The sequence below is a fragment of the Dyadobacter alkalitolerans DSM 23607 genome (assembly GCF_000428845.1).
In the GTDB taxonomy this organism is placed as follows: domain Bacteria; phylum Bacteroidota; class Bacteroidia; order Cytophagales; family Spirosomataceae; genus Dyadobacter; species Dyadobacter alkalitolerans.
On the sequence record NZ_AUAS01000012.1, the window covers coordinates 54409 to 79225 of the forward strand.

23 protein-coding genes are annotated in these 24817 nt (G+C 46.3%); 11 read left to right on the top strand and 12 right to left on the bottom strand.

Going from position 1 to position 24817, the window contains the following annotated elements; genetic code table 11:
* Entirely contained in the window at positions 1-492 is a 492-nt protein-coding gene (locus G395_RS0119340) for a (2Fe-2S)-binding protein (protein WP_026631573.1), read from the bottom strand.
* 173 nt (positions 493-665) lie between these two features.
* Here G395_RS0119340 and G395_RS0119345 point away from each other — a divergent pair, with 173 nt between their 5' ends.
* Positions 666-1901 (top strand): DUF819 family protein, encoded by a 1236-nt coding sequence (locus tag G395_RS0119345; protein ID WP_026631574.1) that lies wholly within the window; start codon positions 666-668, stop codon positions 1899-1901.
* A gap of 1 nt (position 1902) precedes the next feature.
* On the opposite strand, the gene G395_RS0119350 is transcribed toward G395_RS0119345, so the two are convergent.
* Complete coding sequence (locus G395_RS0119350; RefSeq protein ID WP_026631575.1) at positions 1903-2664, bottom strand: MBL fold metallo-hydrolase; 762 nt, start codon at positions 2662-2664, stop codon at positions 1903-1905.
* Positions 2665-2669: 5 nt separating this feature from the next.
* Positions 2670-3047: a response regulator gene (locus G395_RS0119355; RefSeq protein ID WP_026631576.1), complete on the bottom strand. Its 378-nt coding sequence runs from the start codon at positions 3045-3047 to the stop codon at positions 2670-2672.
* Positions 3048-3233: 186 nt separating this feature from the next.
* Here G395_RS0119355 and G395_RS0119360 point away from each other — a divergent pair, with 186 nt between their 5' ends.
* From G395_RS0119360 to G395_RS0119390, 6 genes are all read left to right on the top strand, one after another.
* Positions 3234-3893, top strand: coding sequence for a DUF1684 domain-containing protein (locus G395_RS0119360; RefSeq protein WP_026631577.1), 660 nt, complete (start codon positions 3234-3236; stop codon positions 3891-3893).
* Between the two features lie 128 nt (positions 3894-4021).
* The gene (gene pheT, locus G395_RS0119370) at positions 4022-6451 is read left to right on the top strand and encodes a phenylalanine--tRNA ligase subunit beta (RefSeq protein ID WP_026631578.1); all 2430 of its coding nucleotides are present in this window, start codon (positions 4022-4024) and stop codon (positions 6449-6451) included.
* A gap of 35 nt (positions 6452-6486) precedes the next feature.
* Positions 6487-6831 carry a hypothetical protein gene (locus G395_RS0119375; RefSeq protein WP_026631579.1) on the top strand — a complete coding sequence of 115 codons (345 nt, stop codon included), beginning with the start codon at positions 6487-6489 and terminating at the stop codon, positions 6829-6831.
* A complete protein-coding gene (gene zapA, locus G395_RS0119380) occupies positions 6828-7139 on the top strand; it encodes a cell division protein ZapA (RefSeq protein WP_026631580.1) in 312 nt (103 codons plus the stop codon). Before G395_RS0119375 ends, zapA begins: the two co-directional genes overlap by 4 nt.
* 120 nt (positions 7140-7259) lie before the next feature.
* Positions 7260-8831 carry a ribonuclease Y gene (gene rny, locus G395_RS0119385; protein WP_026631581.1) on the top strand — a complete coding sequence of 524 codons (1572 nt, stop codon included), beginning with the start codon at positions 7260-7262 and terminating at the stop codon, positions 8829-8831.
* Between the two features lie 15 nt (positions 8832-8846).
* A complete protein-coding gene (locus tag G395_RS0119390; protein WP_026631582.1) occupies positions 8847-10382 on the top strand; it encodes a P-loop NTPase family protein in 1536 nt (511 codons plus the stop codon).
* Positions 10383-10455: 73 nt separating this feature from the next.
* Here the strand turns inward: G395_RS0119390 and recA are convergent, their stop codons facing one another.
* Complete coding sequence (gene recA, locus G395_RS0119395) at positions 10456-11523, bottom strand: recombinase RecA (RefSeq protein WP_026631583.1); 1068 nt, start codon at positions 11521-11523, stop codon at positions 10456-10458.
* A 339-nt stretch (positions 11524-11862) separates the two neighbouring features.
* Here recA and G395_RS0119400 point away from each other — a divergent pair, with 339 nt between their 5' ends.
* Complete coding sequence (locus G395_RS0119400; RefSeq protein ID WP_026631584.1) at positions 11863-12930, top strand: aminopeptidase; 1068 nt, start codon at positions 11863-11865, stop codon at positions 12928-12930.
* A 13-nt stretch (positions 12931-12943) separates the two neighbouring features.
* On the top strand, positions 12944-13750 hold the full coding sequence (locus G395_RS0119405; protein WP_026631585.1) for a DUF3108 domain-containing protein: 807 nt from the start codon (positions 12944-12946) through the stop codon (positions 13748-13750).
* On the opposite strand, the gene G395_RS0119410 is transcribed toward G395_RS0119405, so the two are convergent.
* Positions 13725-14774: a GNAT family protein gene (locus G395_RS0119410; protein ID WP_026631586.1), complete on the bottom strand. Its 1050-nt coding sequence runs from the start codon at positions 14772-14774 to the stop codon at positions 13725-13727. The two genes, G395_RS0119405 and G395_RS0119410, sit on opposite strands and share 26 nt — an antisense overlap.
* Positions 14775-14824: 50 nt before the next feature.
* Positions 14825-16252 (bottom strand): chromosomal replication initiator protein DnaA, encoded by a 1428-nt coding sequence (dnaA, locus tag G395_RS0119415; protein WP_026631587.1) that lies wholly within the window; start codon positions 16250-16252, stop codon positions 14825-14827.
* A gap of 259 nt (positions 16253-16511) precedes the next feature.
* On the opposite strand from dnaA, the gene G395_RS0119420 reads away from it, so the two are divergent.
* The gene (locus G395_RS0119420) at positions 16512-17702 is read left to right on the top strand and encodes a methylmalonyl-CoA mutase family protein (protein ID WP_026631588.1); all 1191 of its coding nucleotides are present in this window, start codon (positions 16512-16514) and stop codon (positions 17700-17702) included.
* Positions 17699-19843 (top strand): methylmalonyl-CoA mutase, encoded by a 2145-nt coding sequence (scpA, locus tag G395_RS0119425; RefSeq protein ID WP_026631589.1) that lies wholly within the window; start codon positions 17699-17701, stop codon positions 19841-19843. The genes G395_RS0119420 and scpA overlap by 4 nt, the downstream gene beginning before the upstream one ends.
* A 5-nt stretch (positions 19844-19848) precedes the next feature.
* Here scpA and G395_RS0119430 read toward each other — a convergent pair whose 3' ends face one another.
* From G395_RS0119430 to DarG, 6 genes are read right to left on the bottom strand one after another with little or no spacing between them, the layout of a single operon-like run.
* Complete coding sequence (locus G395_RS0119430; protein ID WP_026631590.1) at positions 19849-21045, bottom strand: beta-ketoacyl-[acyl-carrier-protein] synthase family protein; 1197 nt, start codon at positions 21043-21045, stop codon at positions 19849-19851.
* Between the two features lies 1 nt (position 21046).
* The gene (locus tag G395_RS0119435; RefSeq protein WP_026631591.1) at positions 21047-21313 is read right to left on the bottom strand and encodes a phosphopantetheine-binding protein; all 267 of its coding nucleotides are present in this window, start codon (positions 21311-21313) and stop codon (positions 21047-21049) included.
* 22 nt (positions 21314-21335) lie between these two features.
* Positions 21336-22613 carry an ABC transporter permease gene (locus tag G395_RS0119440; RefSeq protein WP_026631592.1) on the bottom strand — a complete coding sequence of 426 codons (1278 nt, stop codon included), beginning with the start codon at positions 22611-22613 and terminating at the stop codon, positions 21336-21338.
* A 1-nt stretch (position 22614) separates the two neighbouring features.
* On the bottom strand, positions 22615-23364 hold the full coding sequence (locus G395_RS0119445; RefSeq protein WP_026631593.1) for an ABC transporter ATP-binding protein: 750 nt from the start codon (positions 23362-23364) through the stop codon (positions 22615-22617).
* 10 nt (positions 23365-23374) lie between these two features.
* A complete protein-coding gene (gene darH, locus G395_RS0119450; protein ID WP_026631594.1) occupies positions 23375-24406 on the bottom strand; it encodes a BtrH-related acyltransferase DarH in 1032 nt (343 codons plus the stop codon).
* Between the two features lie 4 nt (positions 24407-24410).
* Entirely contained in the window at positions 24411-24809 is a 399-nt protein-coding gene (gene DarG, locus G395_RS0119455; RefSeq protein WP_026631595.1) for a flexirubin biosynthesis protein DarG, read from the bottom strand.
* Between the last annotated feature and the right edge of the window lie 8 nt (positions 24810-24817).

Genomic DNA, 24817 nt, shown 5'->3' on the forward strand with positions numbered 1-24817 from the left:
TTAACGCTTTCCAATGCCGTTTTCCGAAACTTTCATCTCCCCGGCAGCCCGGTGGATGGCTTTCCGGATGCGATCATATGTGCCGCACCGGCATAGGTTTCCGCTCATAGCCGCATCAATGTCGGCATCCGTTGGATTGGGTTTGGATTTGAGCAGCGCCGCAGCAGACATGATCTGGCCCGACTGACAGTAACCACATTGCGGGACCTGCTCTTCGATCCAGGCCTTTTGAAGTACATTCATTTTGCCATCTCCGATGCCCTCAATGGTTGTGATCCTATCATTTTTACCCACGCCCGAAACCGGCAGCTGACAGGAGCGTGTGGGCTCTCCGTTCAGATGCACCGTACAGGCTCCGCACAGGGCCATTCCACAGCCAAACTTGGTGCCTTTTAAACCGGCAAAATCGCGGACGACCCATAGCAAAGGCATATCGGGCTCGACATCAACTTTTACCTTCTTTCCATTCAGTGATAGATTGTATATCGCCATAGTAAAATATTATTAACATTATTCGCAAAAATGACCATCTAAATTACGAAAAAGGAAATTTTTTCAAATTTATATTTCGCAAAACCAGCGTTTTACGTGATAAGCGGACAGACGCCTTTCGTCGGGACAAAAAACAACGTTAATTTTACCCCATCTCATTCTCAGACCTATTCATGATTACAAACGACGCAGTTGTTCTTGGTTTATTAATGCTGATTTTAGCTGCTATTTTTTATACAGCTTCCGATGATAGCGCTGCCTGGAGGCGGTTTTATGCAGTAGTCCCACCGCTGTTGCTTTGCTATTTTATTCCCGGCCTGCTGAATTCGTTTGGCGTTGTTAATGGTCAGACCTCGCAGCTTTATCCGGTAATTTCCAAATATTTCCTTCCCGCTTGCCTTGTCTTTTTTACCATCGGCATGGACTGGCGCTCATTGAGCCGGTTAGGACCAAAAGCGTTGATTGCTATGCTGGTAGGAACGCTGGGGATCATGGTGGGCGGGCCATTTGCTTTGTGGATCGTGGGTCTGATCAGTCCGCAGACTGTTGCTGGCGAAGGTGCCGATGCGGTCTGGCGCGGGCTTGCCACCATTGCCGGAAGCTGGATCGGCGGCGGGGCTAACCAGACTGCATTAAGGGAAGTTTTTCAGCCCAGCGACGCGCTTTTTTCACAAATGGTGGCGGTGGATGTGCTTGTTGCAGAGCTATGGATGGCATTTCTGATCTACGGGGCAGGAAATGCCGTACGGATCGACCGCTGGCTCGGCGCTGACAGCCGGCCCATTGAGCAGATAAAGCAACATCTTGATATACAGAACAAAACCAACGAGAACACGCCTGCCATGCGGGATTACATTTTCATGGGAGCAGCGGGCTTCGGCGCCACGGGAGCAGCACACTTTCTTGCAGACAATATCACGCCGTATCTGTCCGAAAACTACCCTTTTTTAGCTAAATACAGCCTTACCTCACCATTTTTCTGGGTGGTAACCATTGCTACATTCATTGGAATCGCCCTTTCGCTGACGCCTGTGCGAAGACTGGAACATGTGGGCGCCTCCAAGCTTGGTTCGGTATTCCTATATGTGCTGGTGGCAACGATCGGAATGCAGATGGATCTGGGTGCGGTGGCAGGAAATCCGGGACTTTTTGCTATTGGCCTGATCTGGATCCTGACCCATGCCATCATTTTGGTTCTGGTTTGCAAATGGCTTAAAATCCCGTTCTTTTTTCTGGCAGTGGGAAGTCAGGCGAATGTGGGTGGCTCAGCTTCGGCGTCTGTGGTGGCCGCTGCCTTTCACCCGTCACTGGCAACCGTCGGGGTTTTGCTTGCGATTCTGGGCTATGCGATCGGCACCTATGGGGGTTACCTGACGGCGCTGGTTATGCAATGGATCAGCGAGGGCTGACCTACAAATCCAGCACAAGACCATCATAGGCCAGATGCACATGAGCAGGCAGCTCATTTTCAATGTCGGCATGCTTTCCTAGCTTATGGCTCATATGCACCAGATAGGCCTTTGGAACTTGCAGTTTTTCAATCAGTTCCAAAGATTGAGATAAAGTAAAATGAGAAAGATGCGGCTCTTTTTGCAGCGTATCCAAAACCAGGACCTTCGATCCTAAGATCTTTTGCTGCTCTTTTTCAGAAATAAAATTGGCATCGGTAATGTAAGTAAAATCACCAACCCGGTAGCCGTAAACCGGCAACTTGTGGTGCATGGCCTCAATAGGCGTGAAGGTTACACTATGCACATCAAATGGCTCATTATCAATGTTATGAAGTTCAAAATGCGGCACGCCCGGATATCTTTTTTCAGAAAAAGCGTAGGCGAACTCGTTTTGAATCTGCATTAAAACAGATTCTCTTCCGTAAAGTGGAATATCACGCTGGCTGCGGTGGTTGAAGGCGCGGATATCGTCGAGTCCGGCGGTGTGGTCCTTGTGCTGATGCGTAAAAATAGCTGCATCCAGGTCCTTTACATTGGCCCGGAGCATTTGCTGACGAAAGTCGGGCCCGGTGTCAATAACGAAAGATTTGCCATAAACCTGGATCCAAACGGAAGTCCTTAAACGCTTGTCGCGCGGGTCATCAGATCGGCAAACGGCACATTCACAGGCAATAACCGGTATTCCCTGTGATGTGCCGGTCCCTAAAAATATAATCCTCATCAGGTTTATTCTGTCAAATGCGCGACCACTTCAACCAGACGGTCAAAATTCAAAGGTTTCATCAGCGCATCGTCAAATCCTGCTTGTTTAAAGTCTTCATCCGAATAGTTTTTGGCGTTTCCGGTAATGGCAACAATGGGCGTTTTAGCCTTTTTCTCGTTAGGCAATTTGCGGATGCTTCTTGCGCACTCCATTCCATCCATCACAGGCATATTGATATCCAGCAAAATAATATCGAAATCCTCTTTTTCAAGAAGCTGCAAAACCTGCTCTCCGTTTTTCACGGACGTGATCTCGTAATGTTGAAATTCCAGAATCTTCCTTGCCAGATTTTGAATAACTGAGCTGTCTTCGGCAATGAGTACTCGTTTGGTGTATGACATATGATGGGTCAGGTATTGTGTTTAATAATTTGCCAGGGTCAATTTAGGGATATTTCATCCAAAGTCGCAACCTGGCGTGGTGCGAAGATTCAAAATTATCATAAAAAAGTAAATAAACATGTTATACTGTTTCAAAGCACCGTTTCGGGTGTAAGTTTGTGGTCCGATAAAAAATGATGAAGCGATATGTTCAAAAATAAAGTAATGCGATATAGCACCATTGCGATGGTAATCGCGATTCTAGCCTATTTTATAATAGAAAATTTCTCCGGAGCCGGCCCCAACACAAGCACCGATAATGCGGTCACTGATCCTGAACAGTATAAAAATGCGATACTTAAAGAGCGGGAAGCGAAAGATGAGCAGTTTAAAACAGCCGACGACTCTCCTATCAAGGACAAAGAAGGCTTTCACGGTCTGCATTACTTTCAGCCTGACCTGACTTACCGCATCCGGGCGAGCATTTCGCCTTATACCAGTGATGATAAAGAAGTTATTGTCAAATACACAGACGGCACATCCGAGAAATATGAGAAATATGGTTATGCCCATTTCAAAATCGGTGATCAGGCTTTAAAACTGCTCCTGCTGAAAAACGAGAGCGTGATTTCAGTGCTTTTCAAAGATGCATCTAACGGAAAACAAACGTATGGGGGTGGCCGCTACCTGGATTACCCCCTTTCAGAGGTTAAAAATAATGTCATCATCCTCGATTTCAACAAGGCATATAATCCCTATTGCGTATATCAGGAAACTTACGCATGTCCGGTTCCGCCAGCCGAAAACACGCTTTCTGTTGCCATACCCGCTGGTGAACAAATGGAAATTCTGATTCATAACGAATAGGGCAGTTTTATTTAAACATTTTGAAAAGGCAATAACTATCGCAGCCTTGCGGCGTCGTTCCAGTTAAATCCTTAATTTTGTAATCCGGCTTCCAAGTCGGTTGAATCCATATTTTTGAAAGCATTCGCATGAAGATCTCCTATAAGTGGCTTAAAGAATTAATAGAAATAACAGAATCTCCGGAAGAAATCGGCAAAATACTGACCGCAACCGGACTGGAAGTCGAAAGCATTGAGGAGATTGAATCCATCAAAGGAGGTCTGCAAGGCGTTGTGATCGGTGAGGTGCTTACCCGCGAAAAACATCCGGAAGCCGACCGTCTGAGCCTGACGACCGTTGATGTGGGCGGTGAAAATCCATTATCCATTGTTTGTGGCGCCGCTAATGTGGCTGCCGGTCAGAAAGTGGTGGTAGCAACCGTTGGAGCCACATTATATCCGACGGGAAGCGACCAGCCATTGGTTTTAAAGAAATCAAAAATCAGGGGCGCTCTGTCGGAAGGAATGATCTGCGCCGAAGATGAATTAGGGGTCGGCTCGTCACACGACGGGATTTTGGTGCTGGACACTGATCTTCCCAACGGCACACCAGCCAGCGAATATTTTGGTATCTCTTCTGATTATCTAATAGAAATCGGCCTTACGCCTAACCGTGCAGACGCGGCATCACATTATGGGGTTGCGCGTGACCTGAAAGCCTATTTTAATCGTGAGATAAAACTTCCGTCCGTTGATGATTTTGCAGTCAATAACGAAAACCTACCATTTGAAGTCGAAGTACGCAATCCGGAAGCTGCGCCCCGATATGCCGGCCTGACCATCACCGGTTTGAAAGTAGCCGAATCACCCGAGTGGCTGAAACAGCGACTGGCAACGATCGGAATCCGCTCGATTAATAACATTGTTGACATTACAAATTTTATCTGCCATGAGCTGGGCCAGCCCATGCATGCATTTGATGCCGATAAGGTTACCGGCAACAAGGTGATCGTTACCACCGTGCCAGCTGAGACAACATTTGTGACATTGGATGGCGTGGAAAGGAAACTTTCGGATTCTGATCTGATGATCTGCAATGCAGGGACAGGCGGCAATCCGGAGCCTATGTGCATTGCCGGGATTTTTGGCGGGCTCACTTCTGGTGTCACCAATGAAACCACTTCCATATTCCTTGAATCTGCCTATTTCTCGCCTGTATGGGTGCGTAAAACGGCACAGCGCTTTGCATTAAAAACGGATTCTTCTTTCCGCTTCGAGCGTGGAACGGACCCTAATATGCCTTTGTATGCGTTGAAAAGGGCAGCATTGCTGATACAGGAAATTGCAGGCGGCACTGTTTCCTCCAACATTACAGACATTTACCCAGATCCAGTTGCGGATTTTGAAGTGAAAATGACTTACCGCAACATTGACAGGTTGATTGGTAAATCATTGGATAAAACACTCATTACTAATATTCTAAGCGGCCTGGATATAAAAATTCAGGACCAAACCGAAGCCGGTTTTACGGCCATAGTGCCACCTTACCGCGTGGACGTGCAGCGGGAAGCGGATGTGATTGAAGAAATCCTGCGCATTTACGGTTTCGGCCAAGTGGAACTCTCTGAGGCGCTTAGCTCGGATTATTTGTCAGACTTCCCTGTTAATGATCCTGAAAAACTAAAACTGCGCGTTGCCGAGCTGCTGGTGGCAAATGGTTTTAACGAAATGATCAATAATTCGCTGACCAAGCCCGATTACCATGCCTCATTAGCGGAAAGTATTCAGGGTAACCCGGTCAAGATCCTGAATTATCTGAGCGAAGACCTGTCCGTGATGCGCCAGACGCTGATTTTTTCCGGTTTGGAGGTCATAGCTTACAATAGCAACCGCCGCCAGAAGGATTTGAAGCTTTTTGAGTTTGGCAAAACCTATAACGAGATCAGCGAAAAATATGTTGAAAAAGAAAGACTGGCTGTTTTCTTAACGGGCAACATAGGACAGGAAAGCTGGTTTGAGAAGTCACGTGAAGTCGTTTTCCATGATCTGGCAGGCTTTGTTATGCAGGTTTTATCAGCGGTTAAGATCAAGGATGTGGAAAGGGCTGAGGCAGATGCGGCGATTTTTAAATTTGGAACAACATTAACATTAAACCGCAAGCCTGTTGTCACATTTGGACAACTTCAAGCGGCTATTGCTAAAAAGCTTGATATTAAGGCGCCTGTTTTTTACGCAGATTTTGATTGGGATTATATGCTCAAACAATACGATGCGTTTGTCCAGTACAAAGAAGTAGCGAAGTTTCCCGAAGTGCGCCGGGATCTTTCGGTTGTGGTTAACAAGAACATTACTTTTGACGAGCTGCGCCAGATCGCGTATAAGACGGAAAGGCAGCTTTTGCGCGCAGTAAACGTGTTTGATGTCTATGAAGGCGCGAACCTGGGAGGTAAGAAATCGTATTCGGTAAGCTTCATTTTACAGGACGATCAGCAAACATTGACCGACAAAGTGATTGACAAAACCATGCAGCGGTTGATTTCTGCTTACGAACGGGAATTTGAGGCCGTGATCAGGAAATAAGAGTTTTGGTTGACAGCATTATTAAGGCCAAAAAAATGGAAAGGAGCATCGAGCGCATCATTGAGCATAAGTTGACCGACCTTGAGAAAAAACTCGAGTTCCTGATCAACATTAAAGAGAAACTAAACTGGTCAATATCAGAGCTGCAACGCGAAAATGCCGAACTGCGTGCATCGAATAACCAACTCAAGGAAGAAGCAAAAGAAATAAAGAAAAAATACACTAGTTTGGAAAAAGACTTTAATAAGTCTAAAAGTTTCGCTAAAATTGTCACTAGTAAACTGACACCAACAAGCGGAATCGCCGAACTGAAAGACTCAGTTGAAAGATATATACAAGAGATCGATAAGTGCATAGAATTGCTTGAAGATACCTTATGAAAAAAAATAACATACCCAATCCGGACGTTTCTGTCTTTATAAAACTGCTGGACAGGGGTTTCAAACTGAGCGTTCCGGCGGATCAGGAGAAATTCTACAGGGATGGGTATGAGGTGTTCATGCAACGCGTGCAGCAGCATAAATTAAAAGGAAAAGTATACGGTGACATTGAAGCAATTGCACTTACTTCTATTGAATGCCTTGTAGCATTACAACGGAACCAGGAGCAAATGGATAATTTGGTGATGGCTTTTAAAAACAGGGTAGAAAAGCTTGATGAAACCATTACCAGCGCGATAGAAGGCTAAAAGCTCGGCACCAAAAACCTTTATTTATACGGATTACTCTTTATCTTCTTTCAATCCTTTCATCTTCGGCATTTTCACGCGGGTTAGTCGGTAAAACCAACTATATATAACCTTACTGAAATGTCAAATTCATTAATTTTCATCCTTGTCCTGTCCGACATTATCGCCATTGGTGTGGGGATTTTCGCAGGAAAATTCATTTTTCAGAGGTCGTTTGACCAGAAAGAAAAGGAAGCGCAGGAGCGCGCAGCCGAAATTCTCCGTAATGCCGAAAGTGCTGCTGAAAACATAAAGAAAGATCGAATCCTTGAAGCCAAGGAAAAATACCTGAGACTAAAAGGTGAGTTTGAAGAAGATGCCAACAAAAAACGCGTGATCCTTCAAACCAATGAGCAAAAATTAAAGCAGCGCGAGCAAAGCCTTAACCAGACCATTGAAGCAAACAAGCGTCGCGAAAACGAGCTTGAAGCGCTGAAAACAAACTTGAACTCGCAGCTCGAAACGGCCACAAAACGCCGCGAAGAAGCAGAGAAGTCACTTGCACAACAGGTTACTCAACTAGAAAAAATCGCGAATCTTACCGCCGATCAGGCGCGTGAGCAGTTAATAGACGCATTGAAAGCAGAGGCCGACACCAGGGCCGGATCGTATGTGAAAAGTGCGATGGAAGAAGCCCGCCTTACAGCCACCAAAGAAGCCAAAAAGATTGTTATCGAAACCATCCAGCGCACGGCCGCGGAACATGCGATCGAAAACTGCGTTTCTGTTTTCAACATTGAAAACGACGATATCAAAGGAAAGATCATTGGCCGCGAGGGACGTAACATTCGCGCCCTGGAAGCTGCAACGGGCGTTGAGATCATTGTAGACGACACCCCAGAAGCGATCGTGATCTCCGGATTTGATCCGGTAAGAAGAGAAATTGCCAGACTTTCGCTGCACCGCCTGGTTCAGGACGGAAGGATCCACCCGGCCAGAATTGAAGAGGTTGTTGCCAAAACACGCAAGAACATTGACGACGAGATTGTTGAGATCGGTGAAAGAACTGTGATCGACATGGGCATACACGGGCTTCACCCTGAGCTTGTTAAGATGATCGGCCGCATGCGTTTCCGTTCTTCTTACGGGCAAAACCTGCTGCAACATTCACGTGAGGTGGCTAAGCTTTGCGCTACGATGGCTTCTGAACTTGGGCTTAACACGAAACTGGCTAAAAGAGCTGGTCTGCTGCACGATATTGGTAAGGTCTGGCCGGAAGAATCCGACCTTCCACACGCAATATTAGGTATGGAGCTGGCCAAAAAATACAAGGAAAACCCTGAGGTGTGCAACGCCATTGGTGCCCACCACGATGAAATTGAGATGACAAGCATCCTCTCCCCGATTATTCAGGTTTGTGATGCGATTTCAGGTTCTCGCCCGGGAGCACGCAGGGAAATGATGGAGTCTTACATTCAAAGGCTGCGTGATCTTGAAAACATGGCATTGTCGTTTGACGGTGTTGAAAAATGTTATGCGATCCAGGCGGGCCGCGAGCTGCGCGTGATCATTGACGCAGATAATGTTTCGGATGAAAAGGCAGGGATGCTTTCTTTCGATATTTCACAAAAAATTGAAAAAGAAATGCAGTATCCCGGACAAATTAAAATTACAGTAATCCGTGAGATGCGTTCAGTAGCGTATGCGCGTTAATCAGCCAAAAAATACATGAGTTACTCACTTCTTAGTAGTTCAGAGCTGTTGGATATCCAAACGCTCGGGGAACTGAAAAAAGCAGGTTATCAATCCCGTTCCATTAAACAGGAACTACGTGATAACCTGATCGTTAGAATTAAAAACAAAGAGAATATTTTTCCCGGCATCTGGGGTTATGAGGAAACGGTCATTCCCGACGTGGAACGTGCGATCCTTTCGATGCACAACATTAATTTTCTGGGTTTACGCGGACAAGCTAAGACGCGTATTGCGCGGATGATGATAAGCCTTCTGGACGAATACATTCCGTATGTAAAGGACTCGGAGCTGCATGACGATCCGTTGGAGCCATTATCCCGTTTTGCAAAAGACGCTATTGAAGAATATGGCGACCAGACAGAAATTGCCTGGCTGCACAGAAGCGAGCGTTATACCGAGAAACTGGCAACACCAGACGTCTCTGTGGCCGATCTTATCGGTGATGTGGACCCTATCAAGGCCGCAACATTGAAGCTGCCTTATTCGGACGAAAGAGTGATCCACTTTGGGCTTATTCCCCGCTCGCATCGCGGTATTTTCGTAATTAACGAGCTTCCCGATTTGCAGGCCAGGATCCAGGTTGCACTTTTCAATATTTTGCAGGAAGGCGACATTCAGATCCGTGGGTTCAAATTGCGTCTGCCGTTGGATATTCAGTTTGTTTTTACGGCCAACCCGGAAGACTATACCAACCGCGGAAGCATTGTGACACCATTGAAAGACCGTATCGAAAGCCAGATTGTGACGCATTATCCAAAGACAATTGAAACGGGTAAGAAAATTACGGAACAGGAAGCGATTGTTAAAACGGAACAAGTGGGCATGATCAAGGTTAATGAGCTTGCTAAAACATTGATCGAGCAGATTGCATTTGAAGCAAGAGAAAGCGAATATGTGGACAGCAAAAGTGGTGTGTCTGCGCGTTTGACGATTTCAGCTTTTGAAAGCCTTTTGAGCACGGCGGAGAGGCGAGCGTTGATCAATGGGGAGGAAAGCACTTACGTGCGCATTTCTGACCTATATGGCGTTGTCTCTGCCATTTGCGGAAAGGTTGAGCTTGTTTATGAAGGCGAGGTTGAAGGACCGGTTATTGTAGCCCAAAACCTGATCGGAAAAGCGATTCGTACCCAGTTCCTTAGCTTTTTCCCGGATCCGGAAAAGAGCAAGAAAAGCAAGATCAACCCATACGCGAAAGTGATCGAATGGTTTGGCTCAGGCAATGAAATGGAAATGCCCGGCGATATGACCGATCGCGAGTATATGGCGCGGTTGAAAACCATTGACGGACTGGACGATTTCGTGGATATGCTGAGTGCTTATTCAGGAGCGGAAGAAAAGCTGTTTATGATGGAATTCGCATTGCACGGCATGGCGGAGTTCTCACTGATCGGGAAAATGTCTTTGGATCAGGGAATGAAATTTCAGGACCTGGTTAGCAGCATGTTCTCCGGCCCAGGAGAAGATGATTATGATTTCGAGGACGATGATGATGATCGAAAACCATTTTGACATACAATAAAAAATGCCCGGCAAACACCGGGCATTTTCTTTATAAGTTATTACAGAAGCTATTCCGCCAACATTAAAGCGGAGCGCCTTCGTCTACAACATTAGGCTCGCTGGTGTCAATCAGCGCATCCGGCTCGTTGTTAACCTTCGCGCGAACTTTCGCTTCCAGTTCATCCATCAACTCGGGATTGTCCTTAATAAGCGCTTTCACGGCGTCACGGCCCTGTCCAAGACGGTTACCGTCGTAGCTAAACCATGAACCTGCTTTTTTAACGATATCCAGCTCAACTGCAAGGTCGATGATCTCTCCTACTTTAGAAATTCCTTCGCCATACATAATATCAAATTCCACAACTTTGAAAGGCGGCGCAACTTTGTTTTTCACCACCTTCACACGTGTACGGTTACCCAGGATCTGGTCAGCACTTTCTTTGATCTGACCCACACGACGGATATCCAAACGTACAGAAGCATAGTATTTCAATGCATTACCACCGGTTGTAGTCTCAGGGTTACCGAACATTACGCCGATCTTCTCACGCAACTGGTTAATGAAAATACAGCAGCATCCGGTTTTGTTAATTACACCTGTAAGCTTACGCAATGCCTGAGACATCAAACGAGCCTGTAAGCCCATTTTACTATCACCCATTTCACCTTCAAGCTCGGCGCGCGGCACAAGTGCGGCAACGGAGTCAATAACGATGATATCCACAGCACCGCTGCTGATCAGGTGTTCTGCGATCTCCAATGCCTGCTCACCGCTGTCTGGCTGCGAGATCAGCAAGTTGCTTGTATCAATGCCTAACTTCTCAGCATAGGACCTGTCGAATGCGTGTTCTGCATCAATGAATGCTGCAAGTCCGCCTTTTTTCTGAGCCTCTGCTATGCAGTGCATTGATAATGTGGTCTTACCGGAAGATTCAGGTCCGTAGATTTCCACAACACGGCCACGCGGAACGCCTCCTACTCCAAGTGCCAGATCTAGCCCCAGCGAACCTGTTGAAATAACAGGAATATCCAAAACCTTACTGTCGCTCAGGCGCATTACTGTGCCTTTTCCGTAGGTTTTGTCCAGCTTTTCGAGCGTGGTTTGTAGTGCTTTTAGTTTGTTGTCTTTATCAGTGGTTGGTTGTGCCATAAAAACGGTTACAATAATTTAGTTTGTTCATAAAAAAGCGGCTTCTGATTCCAAAAACCGCTAGATACTTGGTTTTTTTGTTGTGTAAAAATACCAAATTCCAAGCAAAAATCCAACGGGTTTTTCTTTTAAAAATATAATTTCAGGCATGATAAATACAGATAATATCAAGCGGATTTTACAACTTAGGACATTGGATTATTCTGCGTCGCGAATCATTTACCCACCGGCTTTTTGGCAGGATAAACGGTGGATAATTAATGACCGATTTCTATAATTTTGCAGCGCAATGATCTGTTTTAGAGATTCATTCCGCCTTCTTACTTAATTACCGCATTTGTGTTTAAAAAGATTTTTATTGCCATCATAGTGCTTTGCGTCCTTGCAGGGATTTATTATCGTGATATGCTCAGCTATGGCTGGATGCAGGCTTCCGGTCAGGTCAAGATCCTTATGAATGTGGAGGAAGTAACCGACGTGCTCGACGATCCTGCATTCCCCGATTCGCTTAAAGCAAGGATCCGGCTGATTGAGGAAATAAAAAAATTCGGCGTCGATTCACTTGGGTTGACGCCTTCAAAGAACTACACTACGTTCTATAATCAGCATGGAAAACCATTGATCTGGCTGATTACTGCTTCCGAGAAATACAAAATTGAGCCCTATAAATGGCACTTTCCTATCATTGGTAGTTTTCCTTACAAAGGTTTTTTTGATTCCACGCGTGCGGTGACCGAGGCGCGTGAACTGATAAATCAGGGCCTGGACACGGATATTGGAGACGTATCGGCCTGGTCCACCTTGGGTTATCTGAAAGACCCTATTTTATCAAGCATGTTAAACAGACGGGTGGGAAGCCTTGCTAACCTGATCCTGCACGAGCTCACGCATGGAACGCTTTTTGTGAAAAATAATCTGGAACTGAATGAGAACCTGGCCAGTTTTATCGGCGACCAGGGCGCTATCCGCTTTTTGAAGTTCAAGTATGGTCTGGATTCACCGGAATTACGTACATACGAATATTCAAAAAAGTACAATGATGCCTATTCGCGGCACATGCTCAGGGGAATAGGCCGGTTGGATAGTCTCTATAAGACGTTCGGGACAAACCCGGTTGCCAGCGCGCATTACGATTCTTTGAAGACGGCGCTCATTACCAACATCTTTGAAGACGCAGATACACTGCTTTCGGGGAAACGGACGTTAACAAACAAAAATCGCGGGGCGACGAGCCGCCGGGCGCCGGACCGCTGGCCGGACGGGAAGTTACCGAATAATGCATACTTCATCAGTTATCAGACTTATAAGTCAAAACAGGACATTTTTAAAATTGAGTTTGAACAAAAATTTGGAGGAAATATCAAGAAGTATCTGTCCTATTTGAAAGAAAAATATCCCTCTCTATAATTACCCTTTTAGCATGAAGAGATCGTACATCGTTATAATTGCTTTAATCACCTTTTCGCTTTTTTTCTCATTTCGGCAGTTTGAAGAGCAGGCAGCTCAGAACAGGGTTATCAATAACAAGAGCTTTGGGACGGGTGAAAGGGTCGAATACAGAGTGCATTACGGGTTTATCAATGCTGCCGAAGCCAAAGTAGAAGTAGGCAAGTCGGTTTCCATGATCAACAACCGGCCCTGCTACCGGGTCAATGTGTCGGGACGTACAGTAGGCGCGTTCGACCTCATTTCACGGGTGCGCGACACCTGGCGGTCATACATTGACACGACGGCGATCCTGCCGCATATGTTTGAGCGGCAGATCCAGGAAAACAAATATCGAAAGGATGAACGCGTCATGTTCAACCACCACAGGGACCAGGCCGTCGCAAGTGTGAAGGACGAGACCAAAACCTACAATGTCCCCAACAACATTCATGACATTATCAGCGGCTATTTCTATCTGAGAACGATCAATTTTGAACGCATTTCCGAAGGCGAAGTCATTGAAGTTCCCACATTTTTTGACGGGGAGGTTTATAAGCTGCGCGTTCGTTATGTGGGAAAAGATGTGATCAAGACCAAATATGGCAAAACCAAAGTACTCAGGATCAACCCCTTGATTCCTGACAATAAGTTCTTCAAAGGAGAAGGCGCGATGAAATTGTGGGTTTCTGATGACTCTAACAAGATTCCATTAAAAGTTGAAGTGGAACTGAAAATCGGATCTTTGGAGATGGATTTGAAGTCATATAAAGGACTTAAAAAAGACCTTGTCTGGTTTTGAAAAAGCGCTTTCGCCATTCCTGGAACTGCTTTAATGGAAACCAAAGCTCGTTCCGGCTAATGGCATAAAACGAAACCTCAACGCTTCCGAAGCTCAGATAAAACTGGGCAATGGAATCAACTTCCGGGCTTTCGAAGTCGAATATCAATGTTTTCCTTTGTATGGAGCGGAAATGCTGATCCAGCATGAATGTCCGCGCATTGCCTTTCCTTCCTTTCTGATCCGCTGCATTAAAGAGATAAATCGCTCTTCCCCCAAACCTTACAATGAGTATCCCCGCATGGATATGTCCCGAATGGAGACGCCCCGCATGAATATGCCCGGCATAGATATGCCCCGCATGGAGATGCTCATTGGATAGGCCGTAGTACAATTCTGCTTGTTGCCTGGCCTGCAATGCCTCAAAAAGTGCTTTCAAACGTATAAATGCATCCGGATCAATTCCGCCGGGAATGCACGCTGTTTGATTTTCACTAAATAATTTGATCAATGGGCTGATGTCCTCACTTCTCTGCACCTCCCAGCTATAACCCTTACTACGTACTAAATTCCGCTTTCTGTCTCTGGAATAGCCTGCATTTACTTGTTGGAGATCACCTTTCAAGTGAAGCCAGTGCGTATGCTTTTGTAAGAAATTAAAATCCGGAAAAGTGTGAGCTAATGCAGATAGCCTTATAGAATTCTCAGGATTAAAATGATAAGCTGATATGTAGGAGAATTCTGTTGAAACAAACCGGAGGAATGATTCCAACTGCAATCCGGAAAGCGGCTTTAAGGAGAATAAGCCCAGATATTGGCAAAAAAGAGGCTGATAAACTACTTGGACACCCCATTTCCTGCGAATGGGAATCGGCATGACAATGTCCGGATGCTGAATATTGGGCCATACAAGCGCCTTCCAGCTTTCGCAGACCGTGTCGAGATAGTAAGTTTGAGCGTAAATAACACATTGAAGAGATTTGCAAATGTGCTCATTCCATTTTGCGTCACAGATCTGTGCGCGTTCGATCAGTAAGGGCGTCATCTTGTTTTTCAGGTTTAAAATAAGTTTTCAAACCCTTTAGACGCCATTTGTTATTTAAAGTAACTGCGTAATTTTTGCAGCGTTTCTTCCACGTCTGGGGTTTCGCCCATCAGCAGGTTAATGCTTTGAATAGAGTGAATTACCGTGCTATGGTCGCGGCCCCCAAAATGATAACCAATTGATTTCAAAGGCAGATCTGTATATTCTTTGGCTAGGAACATGGCTAATTGACGTGGGTAAACGACTTCTTTTTTCCTGCTTTTGCTTTTCAGATCCGCAATGGTAACCTGGAAAAAGTCAGCGATCACCTCTTGAATTGTATCAATGGTCACCTCTTTATCCTCGTTCATTACAATGTTCCGCAATGTATTTTTGGCCAGCTCCACGTCTATTTCCCTGCGTGTAAGCGAAGCCTGGGCCATCAGGGAAACGATCACACCTTCCAGTTCACGCACATTGGAATTAACACTGTGCGCAATGTATTCGATCACATCATAATCGATCGAAATGCCTTCTGACTGGATCTTCTTTTGAATAATAGCGATACGCGTCTCAAAATCAGGCGTTTGCAAATCTGCCGTTAGTCCCCATTTGAAACGGGACAACAACCTGTCCTGCAAGCCTTGCAGCTCGCGCGGCGGCCGGTCACTGGTCATAATGATCTGCTTGCCAAGCTGGTGCAGATGATTAAATATATGGAAGAATGTATCCTGCGTTTTTTCTTTTCCCGACAAAAACTGAACGTCATCAATCGCCAGCACATCCACCTTCATGTAAAAATCGGTGAAATCCTGTAATGTGTTGTTTTTGATGGAATTAATAAACTGATTGGTAAATTTTTCGGAAGACACATACAACACCAGCTTGTTGTCAAAGTGGTTCATAATGTAATTTCCAATGGCTTGCACAAGGTGCGTTTTGCCCAGCCCTACCCCGCCGTACATCATCAGCGGATTAAATGACGTGAGTCCTGGCCGCTGTGCCACGGCAAATCCCGCGGACCGCGCCAGACGGTTGCAATCGCCTTCAATAAAATTATCAAACGAATAATTCGGATTCAGGTAAGTGTCCAGGTTCATGGAATCCTGGTCCTTATCCCGGTGATTGGATCCCAGCCTTGGGTCCGTTACGAAATTATCCGGCTTCGAAGAATTCGGGGACTTGGGCGTGGAAACGTTCATTGTAAGCGGCTGATGCTTATCATTGCCTTTGTCTACGATAATGGAATACTCCAACAAACCATCTCTTCCGATCGCGTAATCCAGTGCTTTCCTTAAAAGATTGACATAATTATCTTCCAGCCATTCATAGAAAAACTGGCTTGGAACCTGAATCGTAAGCACCTTACCATAAAGTTTTAAGGGCCGTATCGGTTCAAACCACGTCTTAAAACTTTGATCCGGAATATGCTGCTGAATCACTCTCAGGCAGGCATCCCAGATCTGGTCTACTTCTCTATGTGTGCTAACTCTTTCCAATGTATAAGTTGAGGAATTCAGAATATCGAAATTTAAAAGGACGGCAAAGATATAAAAATACCTGATCTCTGCAGATTAAAACCAAGGTTCAATTTAATACCTGGGCGGGCTATCTGCAAACCCACAAAATAAAATCGCATGACTTCATGTCCCTGATCTGCCGAAGGGATGGTTTGTCTCGACAACTGAAAAAGTAACTTCAAATTTGTAGCTTTGTTAGCAAGCAAAAATCGCTCACTTCCACCTTATCTGTCAAGAAATGGCTGTCCTTAACTTCTCAGAATTCAGCCCTTCCGATAACAAAGCCTGGGAACAACGGGCTGACAAAGAATTGAAAGGAAGGCTTAAAACACTATCTGATTGGACAATCGGGGCTGATCTGCATTTGGAACCTTATGTGACGCGATCGGAAATTGCTCCTGAAAAAATGGCGTCTATGCAGGCTTGTCAGAAAAAAACACCAGGCTGGCAAAACTTGCCTATGGTGAAATTCTCCGAACCGCGCGCAACCAATACAGCGATGAAACATGCCCTGGAAAACGGCGCGGATGCGATTATGCTCGACCTTGAAAATGCCAGCATAGCACATTGTGAATTCCCGAAATTGCTTCACGGAATCCGGTTAAGCGACACCGCTATTTATTTTCAAACACAGGAAAATGCTGCGGACGTTTTCAAGGAAATATCCAAAAACGCTGGTTATTATCTCAAAGGCGGCATCGCATTCGACCCGGTCGCCCACCAAATGCGCACGGGAAAATCAATTGGTAACAGCATTGACGCTATTGTTTCTGTTTTGAACCAAAGCCGGAACATGCGCGAATTTCGGGCATATATGGTTGAGGGTCATTTATTTCACAACAATGTCGAAACACCAGTGCAGGAACTGGCCATGCTGATTTCGGCCACCGTCAATTACCTGGATCTGCTTACAGACAAAGGGATTTCACCATTAACAGCCTTCAACCGCGCCCTTTTCGCCATTTCAATCGGCACCAACTTCCTTTCGGAAATCGCCAAATTAAGAGCATTCCGGTTTTCACTACGAAAAATTGCAAACGCCTATCAACTGCCTGCTGAACTTTGCACGCCATTCATACAAGCACGAACCTCAATATTCAATGATGCCGCATCCGAGCCTTACACCAATATGATCCGCTCTGCCTCCGAGGCCATGAGCGCAGTAATGGGTGGATGCAATGCACTGACAGTGAGGCCATACGATGAATCAGCCAACAAGCAAAGTGACTTTTCCGCACGGATCGCGCGCAATGTATCCTCCGTTCTTGCCCACGAAAGTGCATTGGCCTATGTTGCAGATCCGGCAGCGGGCTCATACATGCTCGAAAAAATGTCGCTGGATATGGCCGACAAGGCTTGGAAATTGTTTTTGGAAATGGAAGAATCAGGAGGTTTTCAAGCATCCGTGTTAACCGCATCAAAGCCATGAAACCGGATTTCAGGAACATTCAAACGACCCATCATAACGAATCCGCTCAGCCAGAGGAACGGGCTGGCAAACCTGTGTTTACCTCGGAAGGGATCAGATTAAAAAGCATTTATAGCCAAAATGATCTTGAAGACGCCGACCATTTAGCATTCGAAGCCGGAATTCCGCCATTCGTGCGTGGGCCTTATGCGAGCATGTATCTGGAACGACCGTGGACAATCCGTCAATATGCCGGTTTTTCGACTGCTTCGGATTCCAATGCATTTTATAAGCGCAACCTGGCTGCTGGCCAGAAAGGCCTTTCCGTTGCATTCGATCTCGCAACGCATCGAGGATATGACTCGGATCATCCGCGTGTCACCGGCGATGTGGGCAAAGCGGGCGTTGCGATTGATACGGTGGAGGACATGAAAATGCTTTTTGACCAAATCCCGTTGGACCAGATGTCCGTTTCCATGACCATGAATGGCGCTGTTATTCCGGTCATGGCTTTTTTTATACTGGCCGCAGAAGAACAGGGTATTAAGCCGGAGTTATTGTCAGGAACCATTCAGAACGACATTTTGAAGGAGTTCATGGTTCGGAACACCTACATTTATCCACCAGCACCTTCCATGCGGATCGTGGGCGATATTTTTGCCTATACTTCCCGGTTCATGCCAAAGTTTAATTCCATCAGCATCAGCGGTTATCACATGCATGAAGCGGGTGCACCCGCGCACATTGAACTCGCATATACGCTTGCAGATGGATTGGAATACATCAGGACCGGGCTGAAAGCGGGCATCGCGATTGATGATTTTGCACCCAGGCTGTCATTTTTCTGGGGCATAGGAATGAATCATTTCATGGAAATCGCCAAGATGCGTGCGGGGCGGCTGCTTTGGTCAAAAATTGTAAATCAATTTAATCCCAAAAACGAAAAATCGCTGGCATTAAGGACACACTGCCAAACGAGTGGTTACAGCCTTACCGAGCAGGATCCCTATAACAATGTTACCCGGACAACCATTGAGGCCATGGCCGCCGTCATGGGGCACACGCAATCGCTGCATACCAACTCGCTCGACGAAGCCATGGCGCTTCCCACCGACTTCTCTGCCCGCATTGCGCGCAACACGCAGCTTTTTATTCAGCATGAAACGGATCTTTGCAAGGCCGTGGATCCATGGGGCGGTTCCTATTATGTGGAATACCTGACAAAAGAGCTCGCAGAAAAAGCATGGCAGTTGATTGAGGAAGTGGAAAAACTCGGCGGCATGACCAAAGCCATAGAAACCGGACTACCAAAGATGCGGATCGAAGAAGCGGCGGCAAAAAAGCAGGCACGCATTGATTCGGCCAAGGATATTATTGTAGGGGTCAATAAATTTAAAACAGAAAGCAAGGACACATTTGACATTTTACAGATTGATAACCAGGCAGTTCGGCTGTCGCAGATCGCCTCTTTGAATAAAATAAGAGAGGAACGCGATTCGCTGGCAGTTGCATTGGCGCTGAATGCTATCACGGAAGCCTGCAAGCAAAAGGGCGGCAAGGACATGTCTGTAAATTTGTTGGCACTGGCCGTCGAGGCGGCGCGCAAAAGGGCTACATTGGGGGAAATTTCTGATGCGATGGAAAAGGAATTCGGACGTTATAAATCAACCATCCGGTCTGTTTCGGGTGTTTATCAGGCAGAAGCTTCGGATGACGAAAATTTCCGGGCGGCGCTCGAATTGTCTGATCAGTTTGCAGAAATGGATGGCCGGCGCGCACGGATATTGGTTGCGAAGATGGGCCAGGACGGTCATGACCGCGGCGCCAAAGTGATCGCAACGAGCTTCGCCGACCTCGGCTTTGACGTGGACATTGGCCCACTCTTCCAGACGCCACAGGAAGTCGCGAAACAAGCAGCAGAAAATGATGTCCATGTGATCGGTGCATCGAGCCTGGCGGCAGGCCACAAAACGCTTATCCCAGAACTCATCGCCGAGCTGAAAAACATTGGTCGGGAAGACATTATGGTGATTGCGGGTGGCGTTATTCCGGCGCAGGATTATCAGTTTCTGTACGATGCGGGTGTTAAAGGCATTTTCGGGCCCGGAACCATCATTTCAATTGCTGCACAAAAGATCCTGAAAGAGCTCATGCAATCCTAGGACGCCTAATTTACGCTTCCAAAAACAAGGGAAGTGCAATTCCCTCCGAAGCCAAACGAATTGGAGAGCACATAAGCCACTTTTTTATCCTGAATTAATGCAGCAACCGGTTGCGCCTTGTGCGAGCTCATGGCGGTTTTTACATGTAAACTTGGAAATATCTCATCGTGGACGATGCTTAAGATGCTAAAAATCGCCTCAACCGCACCAGCCGCTCCTAATGTATGCCCCGTGTAAGATTTGGTGGAATTAAAAGGCGGAATTTCTTCGAATAACTTCGTCATTCCGGTTAGCTCAACTTCATCATTGTTGGGCGTCCCCGTTCCATGGGCATTAATGTAGTCGATGCGATTGAAGCTAATCCCTGCGGATTCGATGGCTTCCCGCATGGAGAGCATGGCGCCTATGGCTTCATCAGACATGGCCGATGGGTGATGCGCATCATTTGCATTGCCATATCCGGCGACTTCCGCATAAACCCGTTTATCACCAACAACGTCCTCCGCTTCCAGGACAAGATAAGCCGCCGCTTCTCCCAGATTAAGCCCATCCCGGTTTTCATCGAATGGCTTACATGCGGAAGCGGATAAGATTTTAAGTGAATTGAAACCATTAACCGTGTATTTGGCAAGGCTATCCACGCCGCCGACGATAACCCTTTTTGCCCGTCCGGACCGGATCAGTCGCGCCCCCATTAAAATCGCATTGGCAGATGACGAACAGGCTGTGTTAATGGTGTCGGAAAACCCTCTGATGTTATACTTTTCGAGTAATGTAATGGTGTGCGCTGCGCAATTGTATGATTCCAGATATTCCGATCCGCTCGTTTTCAGATTAGCATCTTCATAGAGCTGATCGGTGAGGCACATTCCGCCGACGGTTGTTGCGGAGATGAATGCTGTATCAAAAGATGAAAGCTGGTCTGCGGAAAGATTAGCGTCTTTAATTGCCTCGTCGAATGCCTTGGTAGCAAGCAAATCGGTGCGCGTGTAACCTGCGCGATCCTGCAAACCGAGCAGTTCTCTCAGCCGTTCGTTGCTGCATGCAATTTCACCGAAAGGAAGCAATGCGGCATAGCGGGAATCAAAGTGGGCTGCGGCGGTTATGCCCGTTTTTCCCTGGCGCAAATTGGCGTGGTTCTCCGAAAGGTTTTCACCAATGGCTGATATAATGCCCATTCCGGTTACCAACACCTTTTTCATATCAGGCCGTTTTTGTATTTGCTAAAATATACTCAGCCATGTGATTTACATCCACAAGGATCTTTCTTCCCTCGGCAGGATTGGTGATTTTGATCCCGTACTCTCTTTCCAGAAGCACAACCAGTTCCAGCGAATCAATTGAATCCAGGCCCAGGTCGCCGCCAAAAAGGGGTTCGTCATCTTTAATGTCCTGCGGATTGATGTCAAGTAAATTCAAATATTGTACGATCTGACTTTTAATGACGGGTTTTAAACTTTCTATGTCCATAATTTCTTTTCTGAATTCAAACTTAAATAATTCTTTCCATCCTAAGCTTAAAATAAGTGGCAAGTTGACAAAGCAGAATAAATATCCCTAAAAAGGCGAAGACGTTTTTCAGCTCCTGCCAGCTTCCGCCTTTGAGGAAAAGAATGTAGAAACCTTCCAGGCACCAGTGTAGTGGTGAAAAGTTGCTGGCAAATTGCATAAAACCGGGCATAACGAATGTCGGCACCAGGATTCCGCCTATGGCCCCGAAAATAATGATGGAAATTGCTCCGAAACCATTTGCCTGTTGCTCGGTCCGGGCATAGGCGCCGATCATTAATGCATAACTCACGGCGGCCATGCTGCTGATCAGGATCACGCAGGCGAATGCAAAGAGGTTAGTAGGAATAGTCAGTTTCGGAAGTCCGAGCTCGGGAAGGATCCATATTCCCATGGAAAATGTCAATGCTACCTGCACCACTGCTACCAGCACGTAAATGGCCATTTTACTAAACATCACCAGCATAAATGTCGTAGGCATGGTTTTCAGTCGCAGAAAACTGCCGTTAATGCGCTCTTTTACAATGTTGCTGCCCAGCGAGACGACCATAAAAAACATGGCAAAAATCGTCCAGGCAGGCACATTATGCTGTGTAGAGTTGGGAATGGCCGTCGAGTTATTGTTGCTAGCCACGATCTGGTTGATCCTGACCCGGTTGGAGATCATTTTCTTTTTCAACTCTTCCGATTGTCCACTCAGGTCCATCGTTGTGTACATCCGGTCGATCATCAGCGAATTTTCAATAACACTCATGTAGGATTGAATAATGCCCATGACCGAAAAGCTGTAATTTTCCTGTAAAACCGGGTCATTATAGAAGGAAAGCGTCGGCATTGACACCTTCTTCGTGTTAACTGAATCGCGTTCCAGCCCCAGATCGTCCATTAGAATGTTACTCACATCGGCTGCATTGCTTTCCAAACCCGAAGAGAATGCTTTTGGAATGTATAAGCCAATTAATTTTCCTCGCGATAATAATTCCGATTTCAACGACTTTTCAGCAACCGCATCCTGCGAGTCTATTTTAAAAAGGCCGGACTTTCTGAGAAGGTCAACAAGCTTATCCCCTTCCTTACCCGCGTCGTGATTGACTACGAGCAGCGGGATCTGGTTCTCATTCACCATTTTATACGCGCTGTCCTGAATAATGGTAATGATAAATACCAGCAGCAGCGGCATCAGAAACATCAGCGCCAGGCCGACCTTGTCGTTGATCAGCAGCAGATATTCTTTACGTAATGATGAAAAAACCTTGAACATATTAATCCCTGTACTCCTCCCCTGTCAGTTTGATGAATAAAGATTGCAGATTGGGAGCATCATGCGTTTTCCTCAGATCCGTCAGGTCACCTTTAGCAATAACCCTACCATGGTCAATGAGTGCAATGTGCTTGCAGAATTCCTCTGCTTCGGACATGTGATGGGAAGTGTAGATGATGGTCGTACCGGCCTTATTTATTTCCTGCAAATAGCGGATGATCGCATTGCGGCTTTGCACGTCGACCCCTACGGTGGGTTCGTCCAGGAAAAGGATATCAGGTTTATGAATCATGCCGATCGCGAGGTTAACCCGGCGTTTCATCCCGCCTGAAAACGACCCGACTTTTTTATCCGCAAACCGGGCCAATCCCAAAATTTCCAGCAAATCTTCCTGACGCGCTTCAAGCTCTTCTTTGCCCAGGTTGTACATGGCGCCGAAGTAATCCAGGTTTTGCCGCGGCGTAAGTTCCTGATAGAAAGCATATTCCTGTGGAACAAACCCTATGTGGCTTTTTCGTTCCTGTCCGAATATGGGTTGATTTTGATGGTAAAAATGAACCGTTCCCGAAGATGGCGGGATTATGCCGCAGAGGATCGAGATTAATGTTGTCTTGCCAGCACCGTTAGGGCCCAGCAAACCAAAAATGTCAGACGTAGCAATGTTCAGGGAGACGTCGGTGAGGCTGTTTTCCTGGGCGGTTTTGTATTTTTTAGAAACGTTTTGTATTTCAATGCTAACCGGTTCGGTCATATCGTAGTGCTCATTTACCAAGACTCATGCGCGACAGTTTCTGAAACGCTTCTTTCTCTACCAATCTGATATCAACCAGCATATCGGCTATTTCATCAAAATCTTTTTGTTCCGTCAACCGGCCTTTGTAAACGCCCGCCATTTTGATCGCACTCGCGCGCCACATGTCGCCTGCTTTGGTAAAGTCCTCAGAAACAGCGGACAAGCGATCATCCTGCATGTAAGCGGACGCCTCTTCCAGAAATGCCCCGTATAGGAACCGAAAACCGCCTCCGCCTGTGCCGATCTCTTCCTGCATCCGAACAATTTGTCCCAGATACAAGCTGGCTTTTTTCAGCCCAAGCTTATCGCGCCACTTGCGAATATGCCCCGCTGTGTGCCTGATGCCGTCCACGCCGGCAAAACTGCCTGGAATTTTGAGCATATCACGCACATTTCGACGGATTCCTTTGACAATTCCTTTACGGATCATATCATCGGTCACCGGTTTCACCCGTTCAGGATAGTATATGTGTCCTTTCGGGGCCAAAGGGCCTTGCGCGAAACGAACACGCGTCAGATCCGACTTGGATAATGTGGTCACATCCTCCATTACCGGATCGCTGATAAGATAATTATTGTCTTCCTGCCCGAAAACGATCAGGTTATGGGCATTGAAATGGAACCGGTATTCTTTTGGAAAATAAGTAAGGTGAAAAACGCCGACCTGGCAGGCCACTGGAACACCTTCCAGCACTTTTTTGTCCAGGAACGCTTCCGCTGAGGCCACATTTGAGAATTTTTTCCGGGTCACATCCACATTCAGTGAATTGCAAGTCCGCTTAAAAATAGCCCCCGGCATGGTCCTGAAAGAAATCGCAGGGCCGTTATTGACAGTAAGGAAAGGAATCTGAATGTAAAAAAGCCCCGAACCCATTCCAAAGGCCAGCGGCTCGGTCATGAAATCCAGACCGTGATAACGCAACAATGCCGTGGTAACCCCATTCTCACAATGTGCGGTCTGAACGTGGCGGAACTCATCCGTATGGCTATCAATATTCACTGGATCAACCTTTAAAATTTTTCAATTCCTGCAATGTAACATCAAATGCACTGGCATATTTTTCCAGCTTCCGGTCGCTTAATCCTTTAAAAATAGATGGTTTTAAATGTCTTTTGATAAAAAAAGGAAAAAACCCTGTGTAACCCGACAGAACCGACAGATCCATTAACCGGAGCTCCATATAGTAGTAGATCGGACTTTTCTCTCCGTTTGCTACGGCTTTTCTGGCGTCTGCTATCCGTTCGTTCACATCGTCCCATGCGCTATCCAGGGCCTGTTTTTTAACCTCCCAACCTCTGCTCAATGCGGTTTCGTATTTTCCGTCCTGATTTTTGACGTAACATACTTCCCTGGTAAATTTGTCCAGCGCGCCCGGGTCTTGTGGAAGGTCTTCCTTTTTCATGGATCAGA